The organism is Hymenobacter siberiensis (genome assembly GCF_018967845.1).
Taxonomy (GTDB): Bacteria; Bacteroidota; Bacteroidia; order Cytophagales; family Hymenobacteraceae; genus Hymenobacter; species Hymenobacter siberiensis.
This window is the reverse complement of record NZ_JAHLZZ010000002.1, coordinates 124123-147721: the sequence shown is the minus strand read 5'-3', so window position 1 is coordinate 147721 and position 23599 is coordinate 124123. Positions and strand designations below refer to the sequence as shown.

Genomic DNA, 23599 nt, shown 5'->3' with positions numbered 1-23599 from the left:
GAGTCCCTGCTTGGTGGCCTCCGCCTCGGTAAGGCCCACGCTGGCCAGCACCGGGTGGGTGAACACGGCCGAGGGAATAACGCCGTAGTCAACAGTTTTGTGGTTGCCTTGCAGCAGGTTGGCGGCCACTACGTGCGAAGCCTTGCCGGCTACCGGCGTCAGGGGCAGCCCGGAGGCGGCCGCGTCGCCGGCGGCGTACACGTCGGGGTGGGTGGTGCTCTGCAGGTACTCGTTCACCGTCATGCCGTGGCGGGTGCAGGCCACGCCAGCGGCTTCCAGGTTCAGCTCGGCCAGGGCCGGTTCGCGGCCGGCCGCGTGAATGGCCAGGCTGGCCGTCAGCTCTCCGGCCTGCCCTTGGGCGGTGGTGCGCAGCCGCAGGCGGCCGTCGGGCAGGCGCTCCACGCCCGCTACTTCGGTGTCCAGCACCACCTCGATGCCCGCTTCCCGGGTGGCTGTGAGCAGGTGGCCGACTAGGTCGGCATCGAAGTTTTCGAGCGGCCGTGGGCCCCGGTGAATGATGCGCGCCTGCACCCCGCAGCGGGCCACGAGGTGGGCAAACTCGAAGGCGATGTAGCCGCCCCCCACAAACGTCATATCGGCGGGCAGCGCCGGCAGCTCCATGAAGTCGCTGCTGTCGAGCAACAGCTCCTCGCCCGGAATGCCCAGCGGCCGGGGCCGCGCCCCGGTGGCAATCACAAACTGCGCGGCTTCGAGTACCTGCTCGCCTACCTGCACCGTGTGCGGCCCCGTGAAGCGGGCCACACCATGAAACGTGCGAATCCCGGCCTGCTCGAAGCTGGTTTCCTTCTTTGCCGGTACCGACTCGATGAACGTGCGCTTGAAGGCCACCAGCTCGGGCCAGCTGATGACGGCTTCCTGCGTCAGGCCGTGGCCCAGCAGCTGCCGCGAGCGGGCCACGGCCTCGGCCGCACCGAGCAGTACCTTTTTGGGGTCGCAGCCGCGCAGGGCGCAGGTGCCGCCGAAGGGCAGCGCATCTACAATGGCCACGCGCTTGCCGGCGGCCGCGCATTTGCGGGCGGCCACGCTGCCGCCGCCGCCAGTACCAATTACCAGGATATCAAAGGTGTGTTGCGACATAATTCGGGAGAACAGGGAAGGTGGAAAATGAGAGAAAAAGCCGAATATTTCTCGCTAAAATGCTAGTTTATAGCTTTGTTAAGCGGCTGATTATGGAGAATATAAATATCTAATGGCCAAAGTTTAAGAGTCGGCAAGCAGCAGCCTCAGTGCTGGTCCGACATTACCGACAGTCGCACTACCAAGGCTGCACCTTACAGTGGCTATCGAAAAACCAGCCGGCTTTTCAATTTCGAAGAAAAAATGCCCGGTCCTGTAAGGCCGCCCCCGGGCCAACGACTGCCGCCGCAAAGTGCAGGCTGCAAGACCAACGGCGACCTTACCGGGGCTTATCCATCCGGCAGGGAGCTACCGCTCTGCTTTCGCTACCTCCGGCCCCGGCCGCAGGGGCGGCGCTGCCTTCGCTTAGATATTACACTTGTTCCCGAATAAGAAACGGCTGAAATTCTTCGCTGGTTTAGGCAATAAGCTATTCTTTTCAGCGAAGCTGTTTAGAAAGTCCCCGAACGGTCATGCAGCGCGCAGCGAAGCATCTTGCTCGTATCGTCAGGCCCGTTCAACGAGGCGAGCAAGATGCTGCGCGCTGCATGACCGTTTGAGTACCTTTTGTGACTTTCTAAACAACTCCAGCTTGGTCAAGCCAGTATCCGTTGATTCTGTGAGCATCCATTGTTTCTGGCCCCAAATACGGCTTAGAAGACAGCCGATTTCTTATTCGGGAACAAGTCTATTATACGTCTTATGCTTCCTGCCCCCGCTCCTACTGCTGCGACCACGCCTGAGCCCCACTTGTGACTGAGCCGCTACGGCAACGAAATGTTCCGCTTTGCCCGCCACCGGGTGGCCACGGTGGCCGCCGCAATAGGAGCTGGTGCAGGAAACCATCGTGAGTACGTTGGGCACGCTGGCTTCGTTCAGGCAGGAGTCGTCGGAGTGTACCTGGCTGTTCGTGATTCTGCGCCGCAAGCTCATCGACTACTACCGCCAGCAGGCCCGCTCGCCGCTGGTGCCGCTGCTCGGCGCGGCCGATGAGGCCGGCAACGGCACCTACTTCGAAACCGGAGCCCGCACGCAGTGGCGCAAAGCCCCGGGAATGGGCTGCCGCCGACACCCAGCTCGAACAGCGCGAGCTGGCCGAGCAGCTGCTCGGCTGCCAGGGTCGGCTGCCCGCCCAGCACCAGGCCGTGTTCAGCCTGCGCTTCGTGGAAGAAATGTCGGGCGAGGAAATCTGTCAGCAGCTGGCCATCTCGCCGGCCAACTACTGGGCATCATTCACCGGGCCAAGCTGCAGCTGCGCAAGTGTCTGGAAAAGCACTGGTTTTCGGGCTCCTAATACCTCCCTATCGTTTCTTATCGCTATGTCAGCCTGATTCAACTGCAACGGTGCCTGCTCATCGAGAAGCGGGCCGAGCTGCCCCTCTCCCCCACCGAGCGTGCCAGCGTGTGGCCCACCTAAGCATGTGCGTGCTGTGCCGCCGCTATGCCCAGCAAACGCAGGTAGTGGCGCGGCTGGCCCGGCGGCTGGGGCAACCCGATGAAACCCTCTCGCCCGAACTGGCGCAGCAGCTCGACCAGCTCATTCGCCAGGCCGGCTATTCCGGCCCGGCGGCGAGCTAGGCGGCTTACGGGGCCGGTGGCGGGCCGGGTACTTTCCGGCCCATATGTCTGGAAGGCGCTCGTGCACCCGCCGCCGGTAAGCGTCGTAAAAATGGCTATACGCATCAAAAGCCGGCAAGCCGACTTTTGAGGTCAATCGTAGAATAGCCATGCGTTGAACAAGAGAGAATAATTCTTCTTTCTTGTTCAACGCACCATTAGACCGTTGCCGGCTGCCAGGCAAACTTCTGGAAAGCGGCATCCACCGGCGTTTCAGCAACGTGGTTGGTGTAGTTGCTAATCACCTTCTGGGACAAGCCCAGGATAATGTCCAGCACTTGGCGCTGAGTGTAGCCGGCGGCGTAGAAGGCCTCCTGCTCCTGCTCGGAAACGCGGCCCCGGTTCCGGACCATCGACAGCGTGAAATCGTGCAAAGCCTGTAGCTTTTCGGTGGGCAGCGCCGTTTTGTTGCGCAGCGCTTCGGTAATGGCCGGGTCTACCTTCATCATGTGGGCAATACCGGTGTGGGCCGGAACACAGTAGTGGCACTCGTGCTCCACGTTGATGGTCTGCCACACCACCGTCTGCTCGTCGTTGTTGAACGACGACTCGGTGAACAGCTTGTGCAGCATCTGGTAGGCTTCCAGCAGCCCGGGCGATTCGGCCAGCGCGCCATGCAGGCCGGGAATCATGCCAAACGACTTCAGGGAGTTTTCCAGAAATGGCTTGCTTTTTTCGGGGGCCGTTTCGAGGGTGTGAATTGGGAAAGTGCTCATGAGATTCTGATTTAAAAAAGTGAATAGGCGCTGCTCAAAGGCGAGGCCTTCTTGGTGGCAGCTTGCTTATCACAAAGGTACCGGCCGCCCAGAGCGGTCAAATGGACAATACGTTCTACGTTATGGACATTTGGGCCACGGCTGGTTTTGTCGGGGCTTGCGGGAGGAACCGGCATGCCCGACGCAGCCGGGCGGCCCGTGCCACCGGCGTTAGCCTACCCGGGCGTCGTTGCCCTCCGGCGAATACAGGGCGTGCGTGGCCCGGTAATTACTGGGCGTGACGCCTTCTTTTTTGCCAAACAACCGGGTGAAATATAACGGGTCGTTAAATCCGGATTCGTAAGCAATTTCCCCAATCGATAAATCGGAAATGATAAGCAGCTCCTTGGCTTTCCGCAGCTTTTCATTAATGAAATAGTGCGTCGGATTATCGTTGTATATTTTCTTAAATGCCCGTTTAAAAGCCGATAAGCTCAGGCTGCATAGCGCGGCCAGCTCCTCGATGCTCAGATTGGAGTGTTTATGCAGGTCGATAATATTTTTAATATTGATATTTCGCGAAGAATATAAGTCGGTTACTAATTCCAGAATAGAGGCTGCATTTTTAGTCTGCACCAATAGCAGAACCAGCTCCTTTATCTTTAATTCCAGCAAGTCATCGTTGACCAGCGCGGGGTTCTGGAAATAAAATTCCAAAGATTCGATATACCGGGAAATTACGCTCTCATTGGCAATAACGTTGCTTTTGCCGTCGTAGGCGCGCTTCTCAATCAGGGCCGGCAGCTCGGTGCTGTATATTTGCTTTAGAATATCGGGGTATAAATGAATGGCTAGAACTTCAACCGTATCGCCCGCTATTTTATTGATAAAATCCAGAAAATAAGTCCCGCATTTCATCAGCACAGCCTCCTGATTTTCTATCAGCAGGCTGTCTTCCACTGAAAGCAGCTTGGTGCCGGCTCCCCTTATCTGGATAAAGCAGCCTTCGTTATGAAAAATAGCTTCGTACCGATAAGGGGCGCTAATCAGCACCTTTTCAATGATGACTTTTCCCTTGTATGAAAAAGCTTTTCGTTCGATAATCATAGGGAAATGGAATAGTAGCCGGGCATTGTTTGGTGCCCCTGACTCGTTTGGTGCCCCGCGCCGGTAGCAAAGTATTGGCGGCCCGCCGTGCTGGCCGGACGGGCGAGGCGGCAGCCCGCTACAAGCAGTGCAGGCGGGCCACCGCGAGCAACTGGATTAGCAGAAACTGCGGGGCACTGCATAAGGTTGTCGGGCCGTGGCCCTTGGCCAGCGAAGGCAGGCTTTTGCAAAAAAAACTGCGGTTTTAGCCAGCCCGATGCTGCCGGGCTGCGTAAGCAGGGCCATGGTTACCCGACGTTTTGTTTTATCCTCCCTCGCCCTGGTCACTGCCGCTGCGGCCCTGCCCATTTCCCTGTCCGCCATGGCTGAAGCCCCCAACCGCCCCAAGCTGCTGATTTTCGACGTCAACGAAACCATGCTCGACCTGGGCAAGCTGCAGCGGGCCGTCAACCAGGAATTTAAGTCCGAAACGGCCTTCAAGCAGTGGTTTTCGCTGCTGCTGCAATACTCGCTGGTCGATACTGTGACCGGTAACTACCACAACTTCGGGCAGATTGGCGATGCCGCCCTCGACATGCTGGCCCAGGCCCTGGGCCAGCCGGCGCGCCCGGCCGCCCGCAAAAAGGAGCTGCTCACGCTCATCACCGAGCTGCCCCCGCATCCCGATATCATTCCCGGTCTCACGGCGCTGCAAAAGGCGGGCTTCCGCATGGTCACGCTCACCAACTCGCCCGATGCCACGGTGCAAAAGCAGATGGCCTACGCCGGCCTCACCGGCTTTTTCGAGCAACTGCTCAGCATCGACGCGCTCAAGCGCTACAAGCCCCACCCCGACACTTACCACAGCACCTGCGAGAAGTTGAAAGTGGCTCCCGCCCAGGCCATGCTGGTGGCCGCCCACGGCTGGGACACGGCCGGGGCGCAGCTGGCCGGCCTGCAGGCGGCTTTTATTGCCCGCCCCGGCCAGCAAATCTACCCGCTGGCCCCCGCGCCCACCCTCACCGGCCCCACCCTGCCCGACATTGCCCGGCAGCTGCTGAGCTAAGCCCGCCGTCGGTTGCGGTTCAAACACCAAAGCCGCTGGGCCGCCCGGATACACTGATTGTATCCGGGCGGCCCAGCGGTGTTTTTTTAGGGCGTGGTCAGGGTGTCAACGCCAACGGGTAAGCCTGGCGAGGCAAAACAGGCTAGGCCAACGGGTGCGCGACGGTAGCGCGCTGGGTGCTGAAAAAGCCGCCCAGCACGACCCCAAACACCAGGTGGCCCAGCAGACCCATGGCCCGCATAAGAGCAAACATCACCTGGGCCATTGCAAATACCAGCATGCCGTAGGCCGCGCCCCGCGCCACGGGGCTGCCGATGGGCAAACGCTGGTTGAAGAAAAAGGCATAGGCGGCGGTGAAGACCACCCCAATCATAAAATGCATCATCCAGCCCACCATGTCTGAGGTGCCCAGCATGCCGCCGAGCATGACCCAATATTCATGAGGGGCATGTCCATCATCGGGGCCATCAGCATCAGCAGGGTCATGGCACCAGTGGCCACCAGGCCGGCTACGAGAATTTTTATGGGAGTAGTCATGGCAATAATTGAAAAAGGTTGGAGTGTGTGTGGCCCCGGCCGTTCCGGAGACAGGGCAGTAGTTCAACTCTTTTGCCCTAACCTTACAATTGCGCGCAAACTTTTTTCATCAGTTCCGCTCCTGGCTGGTCATGCCTTGCCGCCGGCTCCTGTGCTTACCACCTGCCCTGAGACGGAAAATGCACCATCTCCAGCCAATGCCGGCGGGTATCGGTGCGCCGCCGCACAATTGCCCCGCTCTGGCCAGGGTCTTATTGCAGCTTAAACGCCACATCGAGCGCCGTTTGCAGCAGCGACGATACTTCCTGGTGCTCCACGATGAGCTTCTGGTTGATGCGGGCCGCCACCGGGTACGGGTACACTTTGTCGAAAATCTCGCTGATGCCCAGCCCGCTGGCATTGGCCAGAATCAGCTCCTGAATGAGCTCGCCCGCGCCAGGGGCTACCATGGCTCCACCCAGAATGCGGCGCTTGCGGCCGGGCAGCGGCAGGGCATTCTTCTCGATAAAGAGCAGCAGGCGGCCGTCGCGGTAGCTGTCCACCACGGCCCGGTCGTCGTCGGCAAAGTCGGTTTCCCAGCGTTCATAGGCCGTGCCGCGCTTGTCGAGCTCGGCGGCATCGAGGCCGAAGTGCGCCACCTCGGGGTCGGTGAAAGTGACCCAGGAGAAATGGTCGTAGCTCAGCTTTTTCTTCAGGGGCGAGAAGAAATTGAATAGCAGCAGGCGCACGTGCAATTCGGCCCCGTGGCTGAATTTGAGTGAATTGGCCGCATCGCCAGCCACAAAAATATCGGGATTGGTGGTTTGTAGATGCTCGTTGAGCCGGATGTGGCCTTTCTCGTCCACTTCCACTCCGGCCTGCTCCAGCTGCAGCCCTTCAAAGCTCACGTGCCGCCCAATGGCCACGTACACCACGTCGAAATTCACCGAAAGCGAGTCGCCGGCTTTGGGCTTCACGCGGGCCTGCGAGGCCGACGTGAAAGCCTCCACTTCGGCCTCCAGGTGAATGGTAAGGCCCTCGGCCCGCAGCCGCTCGGCCAGTACGGCCCGGATGACGGGGTCCTCCTTTTCGAGGATGCTGGCCCCGTGGTGCACGATGGTCACCTGCGACCCCAGCCGCTGCATGGCCTGGCCCAATTCCACGCCGTTGGGGCCGCCGCCCACCACCAGCAGGCGCCCGGGCAGCTCGCGCAGGTCCCACACGCGCTGGTTGTCATAAAGACGCACCTGCGCCGCGCCGGGCACCTCCAGCTGCTGCGGGCGCGAGCCGGTGGCTACCACCAGCTTGCGCCCGGTGTAGGTGTGGCCGTTGATTTCCACGGCGTGGTCGCCCACAAACCGGGGCGTGCCGATTTCGACGGTGATGCCCAACCCGCGCAAATAGTCCGGGTTTTCGTGGTGCCGAATGATATCCTGCCGGCCCTGCACGTAGGCCATTACTTTTTCCATGTCGGCCGGGCCGCTCACCTGCAAGCCAAACTGGGTGGCCTGCCGGGCCTGGTGCACCTGCCACGCGGCATGAATAAGGGCCTTGCTGGGCACGCAGCCGTGGTTTAGGCAGTCGCCACCCACATCTTCGGGGGTCAGGTCGATGAGTAGCACCCGCAACTTGATGCGGGCCATAAACAGGGCCAGTCCCAGCCCGGCCGAACCGGCCCCAAGCACAATCAGGTCAAAATCAGCAGCATCTTCGGCCATAATATCTTTAGTAGGACTTACGCATTTTGGGGTACTTTAAGCAAACCCGCCCGCTCATGCCGACTCAAACTGCTTGCATCGAGTACCTGTTCAGTACGTCCACGAACTGCACCTGCACGAATTTGGCCGCCCATCTGCCCGATGTAAGCCACGACCAGGTGAATCGGTTTTTGCGCACGAGCACACTGTCAATCAATTTGTTGTACGAATTAGTTCAGCCCTTGTTCCACGATTCGCCTGCGGCTTTTCTGCTCGTCGACGACAGCGTACAAGACCAACGCTACAGCCGCTTTATCGCCCTGGTCAAGCGGCAGTATTCGGGCAACGAGCACGGCATGGTCACCGGCATTGGGCTGGTCAATTTGGGGCATAGCAGCGGCGAAGCCGGGGATTTCCTCCCCCTGGATTACCGCATCTACGCGCCCGACCAAGACGAACAGACGAAAAACGACCATTTTCTGGCCATGTTTGACCAGGTTGTGGCGGAGGGCAAACTACTGGCACGCACCATTTTATTTGATTCCTGGTATGCGGGCAGCACGAATTTGAAACGCATTCATCGTGCTGGTTGGACGTTTTTCGCGACCCTGAAAGGCAATCGGTTGGTGAGCCTGGCCAAAGAAAGCGGCTACCAAGGCCTGACTACGCTAGCGCCGCCGCCCGGCGGTTGGAGTCAGGGCGTGGAAGTGCGCCTGAAAGAAGTGCCCTTTGGCGTAAAACGCTTCAAGCTAGTGACCACGAACGGCGATACTTAATGATTCATTGCCAATTACTTGGCTACTCATCTGACCCGCGAAATAGTAATTGAAGCCGTGCAGGTGCGTTGGCAGGTAGAGGAGTTTCTCCGCAGCTTCAAACAGTTGACGGGGTCGGAGAAGTGCCCGTGCCGGAAGGAGGTGGCGCAACGCAACCACTTGGCCTGTTGTTATTGGGCGTGGGTATCGCTGCGTCAACACGCCCGCCGCATGGGGCAAACTATTTATCAGGCGCACCAGCAGCAATGGGCACCCGACCTGCGGCAGTTACACCAAAAGCCACTCATTCAAGTACTTGTATAGTCGAGTGCGTAAGTCCTATTAAAAAAGGTCAGGGTTCAACGTTAACAAGTCGTTTTCGTCTCATTAAGTCATCTATTGCGGTCTTTAATGGCCACTGATTAACGAGATAGCTAGAACGTGCGCTTTCAAAGGGCAAAAGGTGCTCGTCAGGCGAAGCTGCCCTAAACACCTTAAAACGGCCTTCTTACGAGATGCCTCGCCCGCCACAAAACCAGGGGACTCCAACCCGGCCGGCCAGTGCTCCTTACTGTTGTTTTCCGTTTCTACTATTGTGCGCCCCCAAACAGCCGCCGCACCAGCGGCACCAGCAGCAGTACGAGCAACAGGCGGCCCGGTGCGGCCCCAGCCAGGAAGGCGGCGGCTAAGAGACTATTCAGATAGGCTCTAACTCTACTTTGGTAGGTTGTCGGTTGGGTGTAGGGGCGGGGGCGTACCCGCCCCTACACCCCGGAAGCCCCAATTAGCTCAATCTGCCAAAGTAGAGTTAAGTCGTCTGCTCCCGGATGGTGCGCAGAATCTGGTCGGCGGCCTCGTCGCTGGACACGCCGTAGCCGTTCACCAGCGTGCCTTTGAGATTGAAGCGGGCGGAGGAAATGGCGTATAGCACGGCTTCATCGGCCGGGTCGGTAGGGCCTTCGAAGCGGAAGTGCTGGTCCACCACAAACTCCTCGGGGGCCAGCTGAATGGCCGAGCGCTGCCCGGCCAGGTAGGCTCCGTTCAGGTTGAAGTCCTCGGTGTAGCCCTCCTTTTTGAGTCGGGCCAGTGTTTGGGAAAGCGTCGTTAGCGTGTGCATCGGGGACAGGAAAAAAAGACGAGGTGATGGGTGATTGGGGCATACTGCGGGGGCATTTTTAGCCCGTTCGGGGGCCGGCGCCAAGGTTTCAGGGGCCGCTAGTTGCTGTTGCAGCTGCCGGGCTGTCTGGCCCGAGTTGTTGGGGGCCCAGCCGGGCGGGTAAAACACGTATTTCAGCTTGTCGGACCACGAAGCGGCCTGCCGCACGTCGTGCCCGAGGTGCTGAAACTCGTGGGCAAAAATCGTCCAGGGATGGAACGAGGCGGGCGGTGAGAGCACCCCAAACTGCCGCACCTCGGGATGGCGGCTGTCGAGGTAGGTGCCAAAGAGCCGGTCCCAGATGATGAGGATGCCGCCGTGGTTTTTATCCAGAAAAGCGTGGTTGCAGGAGTGGTGCACCTGGTGCAGCTGCGGGGTATTGAACACCTTCTCCGCCCATCCCAGGTGCGGGATTTTCTGCGAGTGCAGGAAGAACTGGTAGAGCGAGCTAATCGACATGGCCAGCACCACCATCACCGGCGGGAAGCCCAGCGCCGGCAGCCACAGCCAGAAAACGGGCTTGTAGAAGAAAATCACCCAGCCGTTGCGAAACGCCGTGCCCAGGTTGAAGTGCTGCGACGAGTGATGCACCACGTGCGCCGCCCACAGCACCCGCACCGTGTGGCTGAGCCGGTGGTGCCAGTAGAAGCTCAAATCGTCGCCGAGGATAACCAGCACCCAGACCACGGCCGAGGCCGCGCTCAGCGCGTCGTAGCCCAGCCAGCGCTGCCGCACGGGGCTTAGCGCCGTGAACACGACGTAGAACACAACCAGCGTCCCGGCCTTGGTGGCAATGCCCAGCAGCGTGGCCACCAGCCCCATGCCAGCACTGGCGGCCGAGTCGCGCCACTCGTAAAGGTGCTCGTCGTGCCGGGCGCTCAACACCGCTTCCAGCAGAATCAGAGCTATGCCCAGCGGCACCAAGTAAACTTTCGGGTCCTGGAATTCTATTAAGAGTAGCATAGACATAGGAGCAGAATAGGCGGAGCGGTGGCCATGCGGGGAGAATGCTATGGGTGCCAAATCGGTGTTTGGGAAGGAGGTAGTCCCTCATGCCCGCGAACTAGCTCATAGGCGTCAGTTAGCGATGAAGCTACTGCGGCTCGGGAGCGGTATTGGGCTTAGGGGCAGCTGGTATAGGCGTCAGGTGACTGGTAAACTTGTACTCCCTATCCGCCGTCAAACTGGCATCGGCATCCCGCTCCAGTTCCCGGCTGGTCGGGTCCAGGGGGAGGAAGGATTCGGCCCGGCTCCCGGGCTGGCCGCTCAGGGCGGTGCCGCTAGCGGCGCGCATCGACGCTGAACTTCAGGGTTGCAGTGGCTTGCGGCTCGTAGGCAGCCGGTTCCACCGGGGCTGGCACGCGCAGGCAGGTGTTTCTGGCGTGGGCCCCGGCAGCTAGCGTGGACTGATGAATGCCAGAGTCGGGCGCCATATAGGCAGGCCTTATTTTCAGGAGGTTATGAACGGTGTGCACGCCGGCCACCTGGCAGGCACCGTGCTCAGCTTCCTGGTGGGCACGCCGGCTGCTCACCGTGCCCATGAGCGTCACGATACCCCGGTGGGCCTGCACCAGCGTTTCGGAGCCGTGCCCGCGCGGGTTGCCAAGCAAGGCCTCCCGCACCTTATGGACGATGGCCTCGTCGGGGCGAGGGGCGAAATTATCGCCCCGCAGCTCACTGCCCGGTGCCCGGTAGGCTCCGAGCAAATGGAGGGCATCGAGCAGGGGTTGGTTACGGGCTTGCATGGGGCTGGGAGTCGATGATTACAGTGCTGCAAAAGTCCGCTGAAGCGGTAGCCCTTCCCATAACATTATTCGGCGCATTGGATGACATCCATCAAATGGCCCGCTCGCAACGAGATTTCCTGCCCGGCACTTTTTAAGGTTCTCGTTTATTCAGCAGCCCGCACCACCCGTGCCCGCAGGCGGCCGCCCAACCGTCCGCCATGGCGTCTAATCCGTAAGCCCGGGCACCACGCTCTTTTTTAAACCTGACTGCTATGGCGACCCCATCACCCCCCAAAACCCGCCGGCCCCGCCGCGATATTATCGTCATCGGCGCGTCGGCCGGGGGCGTGACCGCGCTGCTGGCGCTGGCCAAAACGCTACCGGCCGATTTTCCCGCCCCCATTTTCGTGGTGCTGCACGTAGCCCCCGATTCGCCCAGCATCATGCCGCAGCTGCTCAACTCGGTGTCGGCGCTGCACGCCAAGCACCCGCAAAACGGGGAAGTGGTACAGCCGGGCACCATCTACCTGGCCCCGCCCAATCACCACCTGCTGCTGGAGGATGACCGGGTGCTGGTGACGCGGGGGGCCAAGGAAAATCGCTTCCGACCCTCCATCGACGCGCTGTTTCGCTCGGCGGCCTACACCTACGGTCCCCGCGTGCCGGGCGTGGTGCTCACCGGATATCTGGATGACGGTACCTCCGGCCTGTGGTCGGTGCAGCGCATGGGCGGGCTGGCCATCGTGCAAGACCCGCACGACGCCGAGCAGCCCGCCATGCCCACCAATGCCCTCGAATTTGTGGAGGTCGACTACCTCGTGCCCCTGGCCGAGCTCGGGCCCCTGCTGGTGCGCCTGACCCTGGAGCCCGCCAAGACGCGCCTGCCCGCCGCGCAGCTCGACCTGCTCAAAATCGAATTGACCATCGCCAAGCAGGGCGGCGGCTTCGAGATGGGCATTATCGACAAGGGTGAGCTCACGCCCTTCACCTGCCCCGACTGCCACGGCGCGCTTACGCAGTTAATTGAAGGCAAGCTGATTCGCTACCGCTGCCACACGGGCCACGCCTACACCGTGAGCGCGCTGCTGAGCGAAGTCAGCGCCTCGGTGGAAAGCCTGCTCTACCAGTCCCTGCGCGGCCTGGAAGAAACCCAGCTGCTGCTCCAAAACCTGGGCGGGCATTTTCAGGCAGAAAAACAGGCGGCAGTGGCCGAGTTATTCATCCAAAAAGCGGCCGAAACCGGCGAGCGGGCCCAACCAGTGCATGCCTCTATCCTGCAACACGAGGCCCTGAGCGGCGACTTCCAATATTACCAAAAAAAACTGGCGTAATATTATTTACTGGCAACTACCACCAGATGCCCTATGCTTCCCGACAATGTCTCAGAAAACAACCCCCGCCGCCCCCTCAGATACTCCGGCGGAAACGACGGGGCAGCCCCAGCAGCTCGCCGCTTTGCTGCGGGATTCGCCCACCGGCCTGGCGAGTCTGGCCGGGCCCGCCCACCAGGTCACGGTGACCAATGAGCTGTTTCGGCAGCTGTTTGATAAGCGGCCGCTGGCTGGCCTGCGCTTGAGCGAGGCGCTGCCCGAGCTGGCCGACCAGTCTTTTTTCGCGCTGCTCGACGAGGCGTACCGCACCGGCACCACCTGCTTTGGTCACGAGGCCGTGGCCTTCCAAAGCGCCACCCAGCCGGCCCCCGGCGGGCCAGTTTACTTCACCTTTATCGCCCAAGCCGTGCGCGACGCGGCGGGCGCGGTCAGTGGCCTGCTGCTGTTCGCCTATAACGTGAGTACCCACATGCGCGCCCGGCAGCCAGCCGGCAGCGCCCCGCCGGCCAGCACGGCCCAGCAGCTGGCCATGGCCAACGAACAGCTCGCCGTGGCCAATGAAGAGCTGGACGTGACCAACGAGGAACTGCACGTCAGCAACGAGGAGCTTCAGGTATCGAACCACCAGCTGCTGACTGCCAACGAGGCGCTGCGTACTCAGGCCGACGAGCTGCGCCAGTCCCAGCAGGCCGTGGAGCTGCTCAACAACGAGCTGACCCTTACCAATGCCGGGCTGGTAGATACCATCATCGATAGCCTGCAGGCCACCGAGGCGGCCCGCGCCGAGGCCGAGGCCCAGCGCCAGCGCCTGCACCGGCTCGTGGCCGAGGCCCCGGCCATGATTGCCGTGCTCACCGGCCCCGACCACGTGGTGGAGCTGGCCAACGACGACTATCGGGCCATGGTAGGCCATCGCGAGCTGGTGGGCCGACCCTTTCGCCAGGCCCTGCCGGAGCTGGAAGGGCAACCCTTTTTCGACCAGCTGGACGAGGTGTACCGCACCGGGGAAACCTACACCGACACCGACGTGCCGGTAACGCTGGACCGCACGCATTCCGGCCAGCTGGAACACCTGTTTGCCACCTACATCTTACAGGCTACCCGCGACGGAGCGGGCCAGATTACGGGTATCTTGATTTTCGCTTACGAAGTAACGGAACTGGTTCGCGCCCGGCAGGAGCGGGAAGATATTGCCCGGCAGCGGCAGCTCGTGACCGATGCGCTGCCGGCGCTCATCTCCTACGTGGACCAGGACCGGCGCTACCAGTTCACCAACCAGGCCTACGAAGGGTGGTTCCAGCAGTCGTCGGCCCAGCTGCGGGGCCAGCGCGTGCGCGACGTGGTGGGCGAGCCGTCCTACGCGGCGGCGGCCCCCTACATGGCGCGGGCCCTGGCCGGCGAGCGGGTAGACTTTGAAGCGCGGATGCCCTACCGCAACGACTTAATCAAGCACATCCGCACCAGCTTCGTGCCCGATGTGCAGCAGGAGCAGGTGGTGGGCTTTTACTGCCTCATCACCGACATCACGGAGCAGGTAACGGCCCGCGCCGAAGTGGAGCGCCAGCAGCGGCAGCAGCACGAGCTGTTCATGGCCGCGCCGGGGCCCATTGCCATCCTGGCCGGGCCGGACCTGGTTTTCGAGCTGGTGAACCCGGCGTACCAGCAGGTTTTTCCCGGCCGGGAGTTATTCGGCAAATCCCTGCTCGACGTCTTGCCGGAGCTGGCCAACACCGAGATTCCTGGCCTGTGCCACCAGGTGTACGCCACGGGCGAAACCTACGTGGCCGAGGAACTGCCCCTGCAACTGGCCCGCCACACCGATGGCCCGCTGGAGGAAGCCTACTGGACCTTCACCTACCAGGCCCGCCGCAACGCGCAGGATGTAATAGATGGTGTGGTCGTCTTCGCCTACGACGTGAGCAGCCAGGTGCGCGCCCGCCAGCAAGTGCAGACCCTTAACCAGCAACTGACCACCCACAACACCGACCTGGACGACACCAACCAGCAGCTGGTGCGTACCAACGTGGACCTGGATTCCTTCGTCTACACCGCTTCCCACGACCTGCAAGGCCCACTCAATAACCTCGACGGCCTGCTCCAGGCGCTCCGCCAAGAGTTGCCCGGCACCGAGCGCTCGGTGCCGGTGGCCCACCTCCTGGAGCTGCTGCACGATTCCGTCGAACGCTTTCAGCACACGCTGACGCACCTGAGCGCCATTGCCCGCACGCAGGCCGAGGCCGGCCCCCAGGCCCCGCTCGTGCCGCTGGCCGACGTGGTGCGCGACGTGCTGCTGGACCTGGCCCTGCCCATCGCCGAGGCCGGCGCGCAAGTCAGCGTAGACATAGCGGACTGCCCCGCCGTTCGGCTGGCGGAAAAACACCTGCGCTCGGTGGTGTACAACCTGCTCAGCAACGCCGTGAAATACCGCCACCCCGACCGCGTGCCCCAGGTGCGGGTGCAGTGCCGCACGGAGGAGCACCGCTGGGCGCTGGAAGTGCAGGACAACGGCCTGGGTCTGGCCTTGCCGCCCGGCCGCCCCGTCTTCGGCCTGTTCCAGCGCTTCCACACCCACGTCGACGGCTCGGGCGTGGGCCTCTACATGGCGCAAAAACTGGTAGAGAACGAAGGAGGAGCGTTGGAAGTGGTCAGCCAGGTTGGGGAGGGTTCTACCTTCACCGTCTACCTGCCGCGCTAGCCGCTGGCCAGGAGCACATCAAGATGCAGCCTGGACGGTAGGAGTCCGCGTGTGCCTGGCGTCGTAAAGACTAACCGCATTTAAAAAGCTGACCTGCCCTAGTTGCTTCAAATGGTCCTTTTTGCTTCTGTAGATTCTCTCGTTTCTCCTAATCCTGAAGCTGTTTAGAAAGTCCCCGAACGGTCATGCTTCGCTGCGCTCTGCATGACCGTTCGGGGACTTTCTAAACAGCTTCAATAGCCCGCCGCCATAAACCTCACCAGTTTCGCCCCATCCCCAAAGGGGAAATCATTTCGTGTGCGACAACGAAAAGGGCTCCTAACCCAAGGCTAGAGGCACTTTCTGGGCAATGAGCACCCTTGCTGAACCAGCGGCCCGGCTACGTACCCAGCGAAAAGTCGAAGACCACGCGGGAGCCATCGGGGGCAATGGCCAGCAGCTGAATCAGGCCCCGCTGGGCGGCCAGCAGCGCCGCGTCGATATCCTGGGGCGTGCTGATGGGCTGACCATTAATAAAGGCGATAACCGTACCGCGGGGAATGCCCAGCTGCGCAAAGAAGCCGCCCGCGCGCACATCGGTCACCACCACCCCCGCCCGGAGCTGGAGCCGCTGCCGGAGCGCGTCGGACAGCGGCGCAAAGCTGGCCCCCAGCTTCTGCCGAATGGTGGCCAGCGCGGCCGGGTTGCTGGCCGGGGCCGGGGCCGTTGCTGCCGCCGGTTCACCTTTCAGCGTGGCCGACACGGTGGCGGGGGCGCGGTTGCGCAGGTAGGTGAGCTGCACCACATCGCCCGGCTGGTGCCGGGCAATGCGCTCCGAGAACTCCGCCGATGAGTTAAGCGTCACCCCGTCAATACGCTGAATAACATCGCCAGCGCGCAGGCCGGCCCCGGCGGCGGCACTGCCCGGCAGCACCCCCGTGATGTACACCCCGTTCACCGCGCCCGGCTGCAAGCCCTGCTGGCTCAGGTACTGCTCTTCGGCGGCCGGGGCCGGAAACGCCACCCCGAGCACCCCCCGCCGCACCGCGCCGTACTGCTGCAAATCGCCCAAAATCTTCTTGGCCAGGTTCACCGGAATGGCAAACGCGTAGCCCGCGTAGCTGCCGGTTTGCGAGGCAATGGCCGAGTTGATGCCCACCAGCTCGCCTTGGGTATTGACCAGCGCGCCGCCGCTGTTGCCGGGGTTGATGGCCGCGTCGGTCTGGATGAAGGACTCTACCCCGGTGTTGCCAGCGGCCTTGCCTTGCCCATCATCGCTGCGGCTGGGCCGGTTGATGATGCCAATACTGCGGGCTTTGGCACTGACAATACCGGCTGTGACGGTGGTATTCAGCGAAAACGGGTAGCCCACGGCCACTACCCACTGGCCCACCTGCACGCTGTCGGAATTACCAAATTGCAGCGTGGGCAGGTCGGTGGCCTCGATTTTCAGCAGGGCCAGGTCGGTATTGGGGTCGCGGCCCACCAGCCTGGCGGCAAACTGGCGCTTATCGGGCAGGATGACCTGAATGGTGGCCGCGTTTTCCACCACGTGGTTGTTGGTGGCGATGTAGCCGTTGGCCGCAATCAGAATGCCCGAGCCGGAGGCCCGCGCCACCTGGCCGCCGCCGCGAGCACCGCTGGGTCGGCCGTAGATATTATCGTACCCACTTGAAGGCGGGTAGCTGGTTTTGATGTGCACGACGGCGGGACTGGCCACGCGGGCAGCCACGACAAAGTCGCCCATGGTGCTCGGCCCCCTGCCCGTCGGGGCAGTGGCTTTCTGCAAGGGTTCGGGGGCGGCAGGGGCCGCAACCTCCGCAGCCGGGCTTTTCTTACTGGAGCAGCTGACGCCCAGGAGCTGCACCAAACCCAGCATACTGCCCAGCAGCAAAGTGGCCGATTTTGTCATTTTCATGCAATTGGGTGTGAATACGGAATGCACTTTTCGATGAGCCGTCGGCAGCGGCGGTGTGGGTGTGGGTCGCGCTGGCCGCGTTTTGCCGGCGAGCCGCCACCGTAGCAGCCTGCTCACGTGATACAGGGCCCGGCAGCACCGGGGGGGGCGTCACCTGCAAGCAGGCAGGCTGCTGCTTACAGCTTATCCCCGCGGTGGTTGTATTCCTTGAAAATCTGGCCGACGGCCACGTATACTTTGTCCTTGTTTTTGTCAAAGACATTGCCGTCGGTGAGGCCCGACGCATAGCCCTGCCACACTGCGGTGCCTTTTGCCCGGTCAATCATTTGTACCAGAATGCTGCCTTTGTCGAGCTTCACTTTCTGCTGGCTATCGTAGGCGTACGGCTCTGTGGAAGCCCAGTACCCGGTGCCCAGGTTATCGTTGCTCATAATCTCGACTGGCTCGTCGAAGGACCGGAAATTGACCACCAAATCGGCGCCGGTCGGCTGGTAGGTATAGCCTTTGGCCGCCATTTCGTGTTCCACAGCATCGCGCACCATACCCTTAAACAGCAAGTCATTAAGGAAATACGTGCTGTTTTGCGGGTTGGTAACCTGCGAGGCCCAGGAGTACGTTTTGTACTTGCTGAAGTCGGGGCCGTTGTTGGCATTACTGCCGTACATGCCGGCTCCTGCGTTCGAATTGGTGCCGCCACGCTGGTCGCTGCCGACCACGACATCCGACCCCGAATGCTGGGCGCAGCCCGCAGCAAGGGCGGCAAAGAAAGTGAGGAGCAAAAAAGGATGGGAAGTTTTCATGATTGTCTAGGTGTTAAAAAAAGTTGGGTTATGCACTGTAAGTTGGTTCGGAGATGCGGGTTAGGGTAGCGAACCCAGGCAGCAACTAGTAGCTGTTTGGTTCATAGGTCAGAAAGGAAAAATCCGGCGCATCCGCCCTAGCCGGGGCCGGGCAATACCGGGGGTTGCCCGGCTACTGGCGGCGCGGCCCCGGCTGGCGGCGTGGCAAGGCGCTCGTAATGCAGCTCCTCGCGGCGCAGCTCCACGGCCTGTGGGGCGTGGATGGTGAGCGTCTGGGTGCGGACGTGCACTTCCTCCACCAGCAGCAGGCGCTTGGTCACCACCAGCTCCTCGCGGAGTACGGGCACAATCATGGTATCGCCCTCGTAGCGTACGGCGGGGGCCTCGTCTACGTAGCGGCCCACGGCCACGCGCTGCACCTGCACCTGCTCTTCGCGCAGGGGCACGTCGGCGGTCTGGGTTTCGACGTGCACGGTTTTATGCAGCACCACGCGGCCGGTTTCCACCACCTGCTTGTCCACGCGCAGCGTTTCGGCTACTACGGGAATGCGCACCGGCAGTCCATCATCGGGTGGCAAATCAGGGGTTTGCATGGGCGGACGGGATGTGTGCGGAGTGGAGAAAAGGGCTGGCAACAAGTTCGCTAGTCAACTACCGCACTGACTGGTGGTCGGGAGGACGAGCCAGAGGCAGTTGGCACCACGATTTCGGAGAAATAGATTCGGCTGCGGCGGGGAGCCACAGCCGAATCAGATTGCTAGTGGTTAGAAAGCGGTTAGGTATTTTTGGGATTGCCCGGCTGGTTAGCGTAGCCGCTGTTCTCCTTTCTCGGAATCTGCTCCACGTCCACCTCGGTGTTGCGCACCGTTTCGCGGACGGTTTCCTCCCGCTCGGTTACCCGCTTGCCCAGCGACACTTCTTCCACCACGCGGGCTTGTTTGGCTACCACGGCGCGCTCGGCGCTTTCGGTCACGGTCACGTCACCTTCCTTAAAGGTCTTGAAATCAGCATCCGTGGCGGGGCGGTTCACGGGGGTACGCTGCACCGTCACGTGCTCTTCGCGCAGGCGCACGCTGGCTTCCACGGGCTTTTCCACGATGCGCGAGCGCAGGCGCACGCCGCCGGTTTGCTCGGTGCGCTTGCCCACGTTCAGCTTTTCTTCGATGACCTTGGCCGTCATGCCGTCGGCTTGGTCGCGCTTGCTGCCGTCGCGGCCGGCGGTGTAACTGTTCTTTACGCCATACTCGATAGCTTTGCTATCCACGTCGATTGCGCCGGCATTATCCAGAATATCAGCGGCTTTGCGGGCCTGCTCGGCCGTGTCGACTTGTGCCGTTACCAGCGAATTGCCGCTGCGGGTCACTTCGGCGTAGGTATGGGCCTCGTCGCTGTTGCTGCCGAAAAGTGAGCTAAAGAAGCCGCCGACATTATCGCTGGTGCGACCGGCAGCTTTGCCGTTGGTGGAGGAGTTGTTGCTGCCTGCGTCGCTCGACGAGGCCTGCGAAACGTCCACGAAATCCAGCTCGAAGCCGGCGCTTTTAAGTTCCTGCACAGCCTGTTTGGCTTCGGTAGCAGTATTGAAGATGCCAATTACGGTTTGGTTTTTCATGTCAGAAATAGTAAAGAGGTGAAAGGTATTGAGTAGTGCCAAATCGACTAGGCGCTGCCCGGCCAAGTCCCAATCGGCACCTGGCTATTCGTTTGAAAACCCACACACAAGGGCACCCGGCCAGGAAAAGGAAGCGGGGAAAACACGGCCGATACCCCGATAATGGAAGTAGGTCAAAGGTCCGGCACCATCTGCCGGCAGGCCATGAGATACTTCATGCCGCGCCATGAGTTTGCTTAAGCCGCCGCATTACCGGCATCATGCTCATTGGGGAGTAGGGCGCTCAGCGACGAGAATATTTGAGCCATTTACCTCATAATAAAATAAGTAGCCAAAATACTAAACCATTACCACTTCCCCCGGCGCAGCTGGTCGGGGTGCAGCAGGCGCACGTTGCCGGGCGTGAGCTCCACCAGGCCCTCCTGCCGAAACTCGTTGAGCGTGCGGCTTAGCGACTCGGGGGGCGTGCCCACCAGGGCCGATAAATCCTCGCGGGTAATGGTGATGCCCGCCGCCGGGTCGGCATCGGCGCGGGCGTGCAGGTGCAGCAGGGCATCGGCCACGCGGCGGCGCAACGAAGCGTAGGCCATGCCCACCAGCTGCAATTCGCGGGCCCGCACCCGGCCGGCCAGCAGCCGGATAAACTGCTGGCTAACGTCGGGGTTGCGCAGCAGCAGGGCCATAAAATCGGCCTGCGGCAGGTACACCAGCTCGGTGTCTTCCACCGTCACGGCGGTGTCGGAATGCGGGGTGCCGTCGAACAGGGGCAGATAGCCGAAGAACTCGCCAGGGCCGTAAAACTCGGTAATCAGCTCCTTGCCGGCCGCCGTGTTGTGCAGCGTTTTCACCCGGCCGCTGCGCACCAGGTAGGCCCGCAGGGGCTCGTCGCCGGCCTGGAAAATGTCCTGCTTCTTGCGGAAGGCGTGCCCTTTCTGCTGTTGGGCCAGCCCGTCGAGCTGGCCCACCACGCGGGCATCGGCCAGAAACTCGCACCAGCCCCCGGCCTGCAGGTCGTAGTCGGGGCGCAGGTGGCGGAAGCGGGCCAGCCGGCCCCCGATGGCGCTCAGCAGCTCGGCCTTGTTGAAGGGCTTGGTGAGGTAGTCGTCGGCCCCCAGCTCCATGCCCCGGCGCAGGTCGGCACGCTCGGTTTTGGCGGTGAGGAAGATGAAGGGTACGCCCGCCAGCCGCTCGTTCTGGTTGAAAATCTGGAGCACGCCGTAGCCGTCCAGCACCGGCATCATGATGTCGCACACCACCAGGTCGGGCCGGGTTTCCAGGGCCAGCGCGACGCCCAGCTGGCCGTTTTCGGCCACCAGCACCGCGTAGCCGGCCAGCTTCAGCAGCTCGGCCGTGTTGGCGCGAATGAGGGCGTTGTCGTCAATCAGCAGAATGGTCGGCATAGGGAATGGTAACGGTGAAGGTGGTGCCCACGCCCAGCTCGCTGTGCAGGGCAATGTGGCCGTCCATCAGCTCCAGGTACTTGGCAATAATGAAAAGGCCCAGCCCGGTGCCGGGCAGCTCGGTGGCATTGTGGGCCCGAAAAAACCGCTCGAACAAGTGCTCTTGGTCGGCCGGCGAAATGCCGATGCCCTGGTCCTGAACCTTAAGCAGCAGCTCATTATTTCGGTACTCCATCGCCACGGTCACCACGGTGTTTTCGCCGGAATACTTGAGGGCATTGGACAGCAGGTTGAGCAGAATTTTGCGCAGCAGCGAATCATCGAGCCGAATGGTACCGTCGTAGGCCTGCACCACAATGGTCTGGCCGGCCTTGCGCAGGCCCTGCACGGCGGCCACGGTTTCGGCCAGCAGGGCGGCCGGGTCGCAGTCGGCGGGGTGGGCCACGAGCTTGCCTTCCTCCAGGCGGTCGGCCGACAGGAATTCTTCCAGCAGGTCGTTGAGGTGCTCCACGGCCGTGCGAATGTGCGCCACGTGCCGCAGGCGGTCGGGCTGCTGGTCGGCGGTGGGGTAGTCGGCAATGAGGTCGGCCGAGGTGAGTACCACCGTGAGGGGCGTGCGAAACTCGTGCGAAGCCATGCTCACGAAGCGCGATTTCAGCTCGCCCAGCGCCTGCTCGGCGGCAAGGGCCTGGGTCAGCTCGCGGCCCCGGCGCTCCAGCTGCTGCAGCGTCACGAGCAGGGCGTGGGTACGGTCGGTTACTTGGTGTTCTAGCTCGGCGTTGCTCAGATGCAGCTCCTCGTTGAGGGCCTGCACCCGCTGGCGGGCCAGCACCAGCGCGGTCACGTCGGTGGCGATGATGAGCACGCCGCTCACTTCTCCGGTCGCCTCGCGGGTGGTCTGGTACACGAAGTTGTAGTAAAACGGGTCGAGCTTGCCCGAGTTGGTCTGGTCGAGGTGCACGAGCATTTCGCTGGCCCGAAAGGTCTCACCCGTGCGGTACACCGCGTCGAGGTGCTCGAACAGGTGCTGGTCGGCCAGCTCGGGGGCAGCCGCGCGGCAGGTGCGCCCCACCAGCGGGCGGTGGCCAAAGGCCCGCCGGAAGCCCTCGTTGGCCAGTTCAATGACATGCGTGGGACCTTGCAGCACGGCAATTACCACCGGTGCCTGCCCGATGAGGCCCAGCAGGCGCTGGCGCTGGGCTTCGGCCGTGGCCCCGGCCGCCCGTTCGCGCGCCTGGCTTTCGCGCAGGGCCTTCTCTAGGGCGCTGCGGGGCTGCTCGGCCGTGTCAGTAAAGCTCACTAGCAGCCACGGCCCCTGTCGCCGGGCGGCCACGTAGAAATAGCTATCGAAGCCATTGGTCTGGGAATGGACTTCGTAGCGGCCGGGCGTGTCGGTTTCGAAGACCTGGCGGTAAAAATCCAGGACCCCACTGGCTGGCAGGTGCGGGAAATACTTCAGCAGGGTGCCCCCCGGCCGCTCGGGCTGCCCCCAGTTGCGCTGCGCGGCCGGGCTCAGGTACTCCACCGCAAAATCGGCCGGCTCGCCCCCGCCCGGCGCGTACACCGGGCGCAGCAGCAGCACCGCCGCCAGTGATACGTCCAGCAACGCGGGCAGTAGCTCGGCCGGAAAGGCCGCGCCGGGGGGCAGCAAGGGGTTAGTGGCAGCCATAAATCGCAGGAAAACCGGCACGCGTACGGCTGGCGCTTAAAGAGTATATGTGATAATCTGTTGCTTATACGCGGCTACCGCCCCGATAGCCGGCATAACGAGCATTAGCCTGCGGCATAACCTGCCTCATGGGAGCGGCCACAGCGGCGGCCTACCTTTGAATTTGTGCCCCTGGTGGGCCTTCTCCATGCCACTTCGCCCCCTCGTATCCCTTCCCCCGTTGGCCGCCGCCGTGCTGCTGGTGCTGCTGCCGCTGGTAGGCAGCGCCGGGGTGGAGGCTACCCAGCACCGGCTGGCAGCGCTCCAACGCCGCCTGGGGGCCGCCATTTTCGTACTCGTGGTGGACGAGGCCAGCCACCCCGACGTGGTGCGCAGCTTCCAGCCGGCCGGGCTGCCCATGTGCGTGCTCGTGCAACAGGGCCAGGAGCTGTGGCGGCAGCCAGGCCTACCCGAAGAGGAGTTGCTGGCCGAGCAGCTGCTGGGCCGTTTGCGCCCGGCTGCCAGCGGCCCGGCGGTAGCCTAAGGCGCAACCAGCCTGCTTTTCAGCGGTACCAGCCCATCACCCGCGTAACTATCTGGAAACTAGCAAGTAAGTCGTGCTAATGGCGGGGCTCCCGGCCCGGAAGCGGGAGTACGCGGCGCGGCCTTTTGTAAGGCCGGCATGAGGAGGATTATCTGGTATCATAAGCTGGCTCATGGCACCACGGTAGGGGCTGCCGCTACTTTTGACCTGTCCGATACGGCGC

At 62.1% G+C, this 23599-nt stretch carries 20 protein-coding genes and 2 pseudogenes; 8 read left to right on the top strand and 14 right to left on the bottom strand.

Annotated features, from left to right (window positions below; all coding sequences use genetic code 11):
- On the bottom strand, positions 1-1098 hold a 1098-nt coding region (locus KQ661_RS21345; protein ID WP_216728084.1), incomplete at its 3' end, for a dihydrolipoyl dehydrogenase family protein.
- A gap of 871 nt (positions 1099-1969) precedes the next feature.
- Here KQ661_RS21345 and KQ661_RS23220 point away from each other — a divergent pair.
- From KQ661_RS23220 to KQ661_RS21335, 3 genes and pseudogenes are all read left to right on the top strand, one after another.
- A pseudogene (locus KQ661_RS23220) lies at positions 1970-2083 on the top strand (hypothetical protein); the annotation flags it as partial.
- A gap of 43 nt (positions 2084-2126) precedes the next feature.
- Positions 2127-2468: a sigma factor-like helix-turn-helix DNA-binding protein gene (locus KQ661_RS23215; protein ID WP_394369655.1), complete on the top strand. Its 342-nt coding sequence runs from the start codon at positions 2127-2129 to the stop codon at positions 2466-2468.
- A gap of 73 nt (positions 2469-2541) precedes the next feature.
- Complete coding sequence (locus KQ661_RS21335) at positions 2542-2715, top strand: hypothetical protein (protein ID WP_216690925.1); 174 nt, start codon at positions 2542-2544, stop codon at positions 2713-2715.
- A gap of 197 nt (positions 2716-2912) precedes the next feature.
- Here the strand turns inward: KQ661_RS21335 and KQ661_RS21330 are convergent, their stop codons facing one another.
- Entirely contained in the window at positions 2913-3470 is a 558-nt protein-coding gene (locus KQ661_RS21330; RefSeq protein ID WP_216690926.1) for a carboxymuconolactone decarboxylase family protein, read from the bottom strand.
- 210 nt (positions 3471-3680) lie between these two features.
- Positions 3681-4556: a helix-turn-helix domain-containing protein gene (locus KQ661_RS21325; RefSeq protein ID WP_216727004.1), complete on the bottom strand. Its 876-nt coding sequence runs from the start codon at positions 4554-4556 to the stop codon at positions 3681-3683.
- Between the two features lie 361 nt (positions 4557-4917).
- Here KQ661_RS21325 and KQ661_RS21320 point away from each other — a divergent pair, with 361 nt between their 5' ends.
- The gene (locus KQ661_RS21320; protein WP_216690951.1) at positions 4918-5601 is read left to right on the top strand and encodes a haloacid dehalogenase type II; all 684 of its coding nucleotides are present in this window, start codon (positions 4918-4920) and stop codon (positions 5599-5601) included.
- A gap of 142 nt (positions 5602-5743) precedes the next feature.
- On the opposite strand, the gene KQ661_RS21315 is transcribed toward KQ661_RS21320, so the two are convergent.
- Entirely contained in the window at positions 5744-6016 is a 273-nt protein-coding gene (locus KQ661_RS21315; protein WP_216728082.1) for a hypothetical protein, read from the bottom strand.
- Between the two features lie 373 nt (positions 6017-6389).
- Positions 6390-7835 carry a dihydrolipoyl dehydrogenase family protein gene (locus KQ661_RS21310; RefSeq protein ID WP_216728081.1) on the bottom strand — a complete coding sequence of 482 codons (1446 nt, stop codon included), beginning with the start codon at positions 7833-7835 and terminating at the stop codon, positions 6390-6392.
- A 56-nt stretch (positions 7836-7891) separates the two neighbouring features.
- On the opposite strand from KQ661_RS21310, the pseudogene KQ661_RS21305 reads away from it, so the two are divergent.
- Positions 7892-8893: pseudogene (locus tag KQ661_RS21305) on the top strand (IS701 family transposase).
- A 484-nt stretch (positions 8894-9377) separates the two neighbouring features.
- On the opposite strand, the gene KQ661_RS21295 reads toward KQ661_RS21305, so the two are convergent.
- The 3 genes from KQ661_RS21295 to KQ661_RS21285 all read right to left on the bottom strand — a co-directional run bounded on the left by KQ661_RS21295 (position 9378) and on the right by KQ661_RS21285 (position 11470).
- Positions 9378-10688 carry a sterol desaturase family protein gene (locus tag KQ661_RS21295; protein WP_216728078.1) on the bottom strand — a complete coding sequence of 437 codons (1311 nt, stop codon included), beginning with the start codon at positions 10686-10688 and terminating at the stop codon, positions 9378-9380.
- A gap of 130 nt (positions 10689-10818) precedes the next feature.
- Positions 10819-11019, bottom strand: coding sequence for a hypothetical protein (locus KQ661_RS21290; protein WP_216728077.1), 201 nt, complete (start codon positions 11017-11019; stop codon positions 10819-10821).
- Positions 11006-11470 (bottom strand): BON domain-containing protein, encoded by a 465-nt coding sequence (locus KQ661_RS21285; protein WP_216728076.1) that lies wholly within the window; start codon positions 11468-11470, stop codon positions 11006-11008. Before KQ661_RS21285 ends, KQ661_RS21290 begins: the two co-directional genes overlap by 14 nt.
- A gap of 254 nt (positions 11471-11724) precedes the next feature.
- Between KQ661_RS21285 and KQ661_RS21280 the strand changes: the two genes are divergently transcribed.
- A complete protein-coding gene (locus tag KQ661_RS21280; protein ID WP_216728075.1) occupies positions 11725-12783 on the top strand; it encodes a chemotaxis protein CheB in 1059 nt (352 codons plus the stop codon).
- Positions 12784-12829: 46 nt separating this feature from the next.
- A complete protein-coding gene (locus KQ661_RS21275) occupies positions 12830-15478 on the top strand; it encodes a PAS domain-containing protein (protein WP_216728074.1) in 2649 nt (882 codons plus the stop codon).
- A 379-nt stretch (positions 15479-15857) separates the two neighbouring features.
- Here KQ661_RS21275 and KQ661_RS21270 read toward each other — a convergent pair whose 3' ends face one another.
- The 6 genes from KQ661_RS21270 to KQ661_RS22450 form a co-directional block, all read right to left on the bottom strand.
- On the bottom strand, positions 15858-17375 hold the full coding sequence (locus KQ661_RS21270) for a trypsin-like peptidase domain-containing protein (protein WP_216728073.1): 1518 nt from the start codon (positions 17373-17375) through the stop codon (positions 15858-15860).
- A gap of 176 nt (positions 17376-17551) precedes the next feature.
- Positions 17552-18175: a DUF4136 domain-containing protein gene (locus KQ661_RS21265; RefSeq protein WP_216728072.1), complete on the bottom strand. Its 624-nt coding sequence runs from the start codon at positions 18173-18175 to the stop codon at positions 17552-17554.
- A 137-nt stretch (positions 18176-18312) separates the two neighbouring features.
- A complete protein-coding gene (locus KQ661_RS21260) occupies positions 18313-18768 on the bottom strand; it encodes a YsnF/AvaK domain-containing protein (RefSeq protein ID WP_216728071.1) in 456 nt (151 codons plus the stop codon).
- A 182-nt stretch (positions 18769-18950) separates the two neighbouring features.
- Complete coding sequence (locus KQ661_RS21255; RefSeq protein WP_216728070.1) at positions 18951-19784, bottom strand: YsnF/AvaK domain-containing protein; 834 nt, start codon at positions 19782-19784, stop codon at positions 18951-18953.
- Between the two features lie 347 nt (positions 19785-20131).
- The gene (locus tag KQ661_RS21250; RefSeq protein WP_216728069.1) at positions 20132-21184 is read right to left on the bottom strand and encodes a response regulator; all 1053 of its coding nucleotides are present in this window, start codon (positions 21182-21184) and stop codon (positions 20132-20134) included.
- Positions 21162-22853 carry a sensor histidine kinase gene (locus KQ661_RS22450; RefSeq protein WP_226916007.1) on the bottom strand — a complete coding sequence of 564 codons (1692 nt, stop codon included), beginning with the start codon at positions 22851-22853 and terminating at the stop codon, positions 21162-21164. The genes KQ661_RS21250 and KQ661_RS22450 overlap by 23 nt, the downstream gene beginning before the upstream one ends.
- Positions 22854-23040: 187 nt before the next feature.
- On the opposite strand from KQ661_RS22450, the gene KQ661_RS21240 reads away from it, so the two are divergent.
- Positions 23041-23376: a YbbN family protein gene (locus KQ661_RS21240; protein WP_216726993.1), complete on the top strand. Its 336-nt coding sequence runs from the start codon at positions 23041-23043 to the stop codon at positions 23374-23376.
- Positions 23377-23599: the final 223 nt, after the last annotated feature.

Excerpts from the sequence above, each read along its gene's own strand:
- KQ661_RS21315 (WP_216728082.1), bottom strand. The coding sequence starts at position 6,016 with ATGCTGGGCACCTCAGACATGGTGGGCTGGATGATGCATTTTATGATT.
- KQ661_RS21290 (WP_216728077.1), bottom strand. The coding sequence starts at position 11,019 with ATGCGCGCCGCTAGCGGCACCGCCCTGAGCGGCCAGCCCGGGAGCCGG.
- KQ661_RS21250 (WP_216728069.1), bottom strand. The coding sequence starts at position 21,184 with ATGCCGACCATTCTGCTGATTGACGACAACGCCCTCATTCGCGCCAAC.
- KQ661_RS21320 (WP_216690951.1), top strand. The coding sequence starts at position 4,918 with ATGGCTGAAGCCCCCAACCGCCCCAAGCTGCTGATTTTCGACGTCAAC.
- KQ661_RS21325 (WP_216727004.1), bottom strand. The coding sequence starts at position 4,556 with ATGATTATCGAACGAAAAGCTTTTTCATACAAGGGAAAAGTCATCATT.
- KQ661_RS23215 (WP_394369655.1), top strand. The coding sequence starts at position 2,127 with ATGAGGCCGGCAACGGCACCTACTTCGAAACCGGAGCCCGCACGCAGT.
- KQ661_RS21255 (WP_216728070.1), bottom strand. The coding sequence starts at position 19,784 with ATGAAAAACCAAACCGTAATTGGCATCTTCAATACTGCTACCGAAGCC.
- KQ661_RS21285 (WP_216728076.1), bottom strand. The coding sequence starts at position 11,470 with ATGCAAGCCCGTAACCAACCCCTGCTCGATGCCCTCCATTTGCTCGGA.
- KQ661_RS21260 (WP_216728071.1), bottom strand. The coding sequence starts at position 18,768 with ATGCAAACCCCTGATTTGCCACCCGATGATGGACTGCCGGTGCGCATT.
- KQ661_RS21265 (WP_216728072.1), bottom strand. The coding sequence starts at position 18,175 with ATGAAAACTTCCCATCCTTTTTTGCTCCTCACTTTCTTTGCCGCCCTT.
- KQ661_RS21240 (WP_216726993.1), top strand. The coding sequence starts at position 23,041 with ATGCCACTTCGCCCCCTCGTATCCCTTCCCCCGTTGGCCGCCGCCGTG.
- KQ661_RS21310 (WP_216728081.1), bottom strand. The coding sequence starts at position 7,835 with ATGGCCGAAGATGCTGCTGATTTTGACCTGATTGTGCTTGGGGCCGGT.
- KQ661_RS21295 (WP_216728078.1), bottom strand. The coding sequence starts at position 10,688 with ATGCTACTCTTAATAGAATTCCAGGACCCGAAAGTTTACTTGGTGCCG.
- KQ661_RS22450 (WP_226916007.1), bottom strand. The coding sequence starts at position 22,853 with ATGGCTGCCACTAACCCCTTGCTGCCCCCCGGCGCGGCCTTTCCGGCC.
- KQ661_RS21270 (WP_216728073.1), bottom strand. The coding sequence starts at position 17,375 with ATGAAAATGACAAAATCGGCCACTTTGCTGCTGGGCAGTATGCTGGGT.
- KQ661_RS21275 (WP_216728074.1), top strand. The coding sequence starts at position 12,830 with ATGTCTCAGAAAACAACCCCCGCCGCCCCCTCAGATACTCCGGCGGAA.
- KQ661_RS21330 (WP_216690926.1), bottom strand. The coding sequence starts at position 3,470 with ATGAGCACTTTCCCAATTCACACCCTCGAAACGGCCCCCGAAAAAAGC.
- KQ661_RS21280 (WP_216728075.1), top strand. The coding sequence starts at position 11,725 with ATGGCGACCCCATCACCCCCCAAAACCCGCCGGCCCCGCCGCGATATT.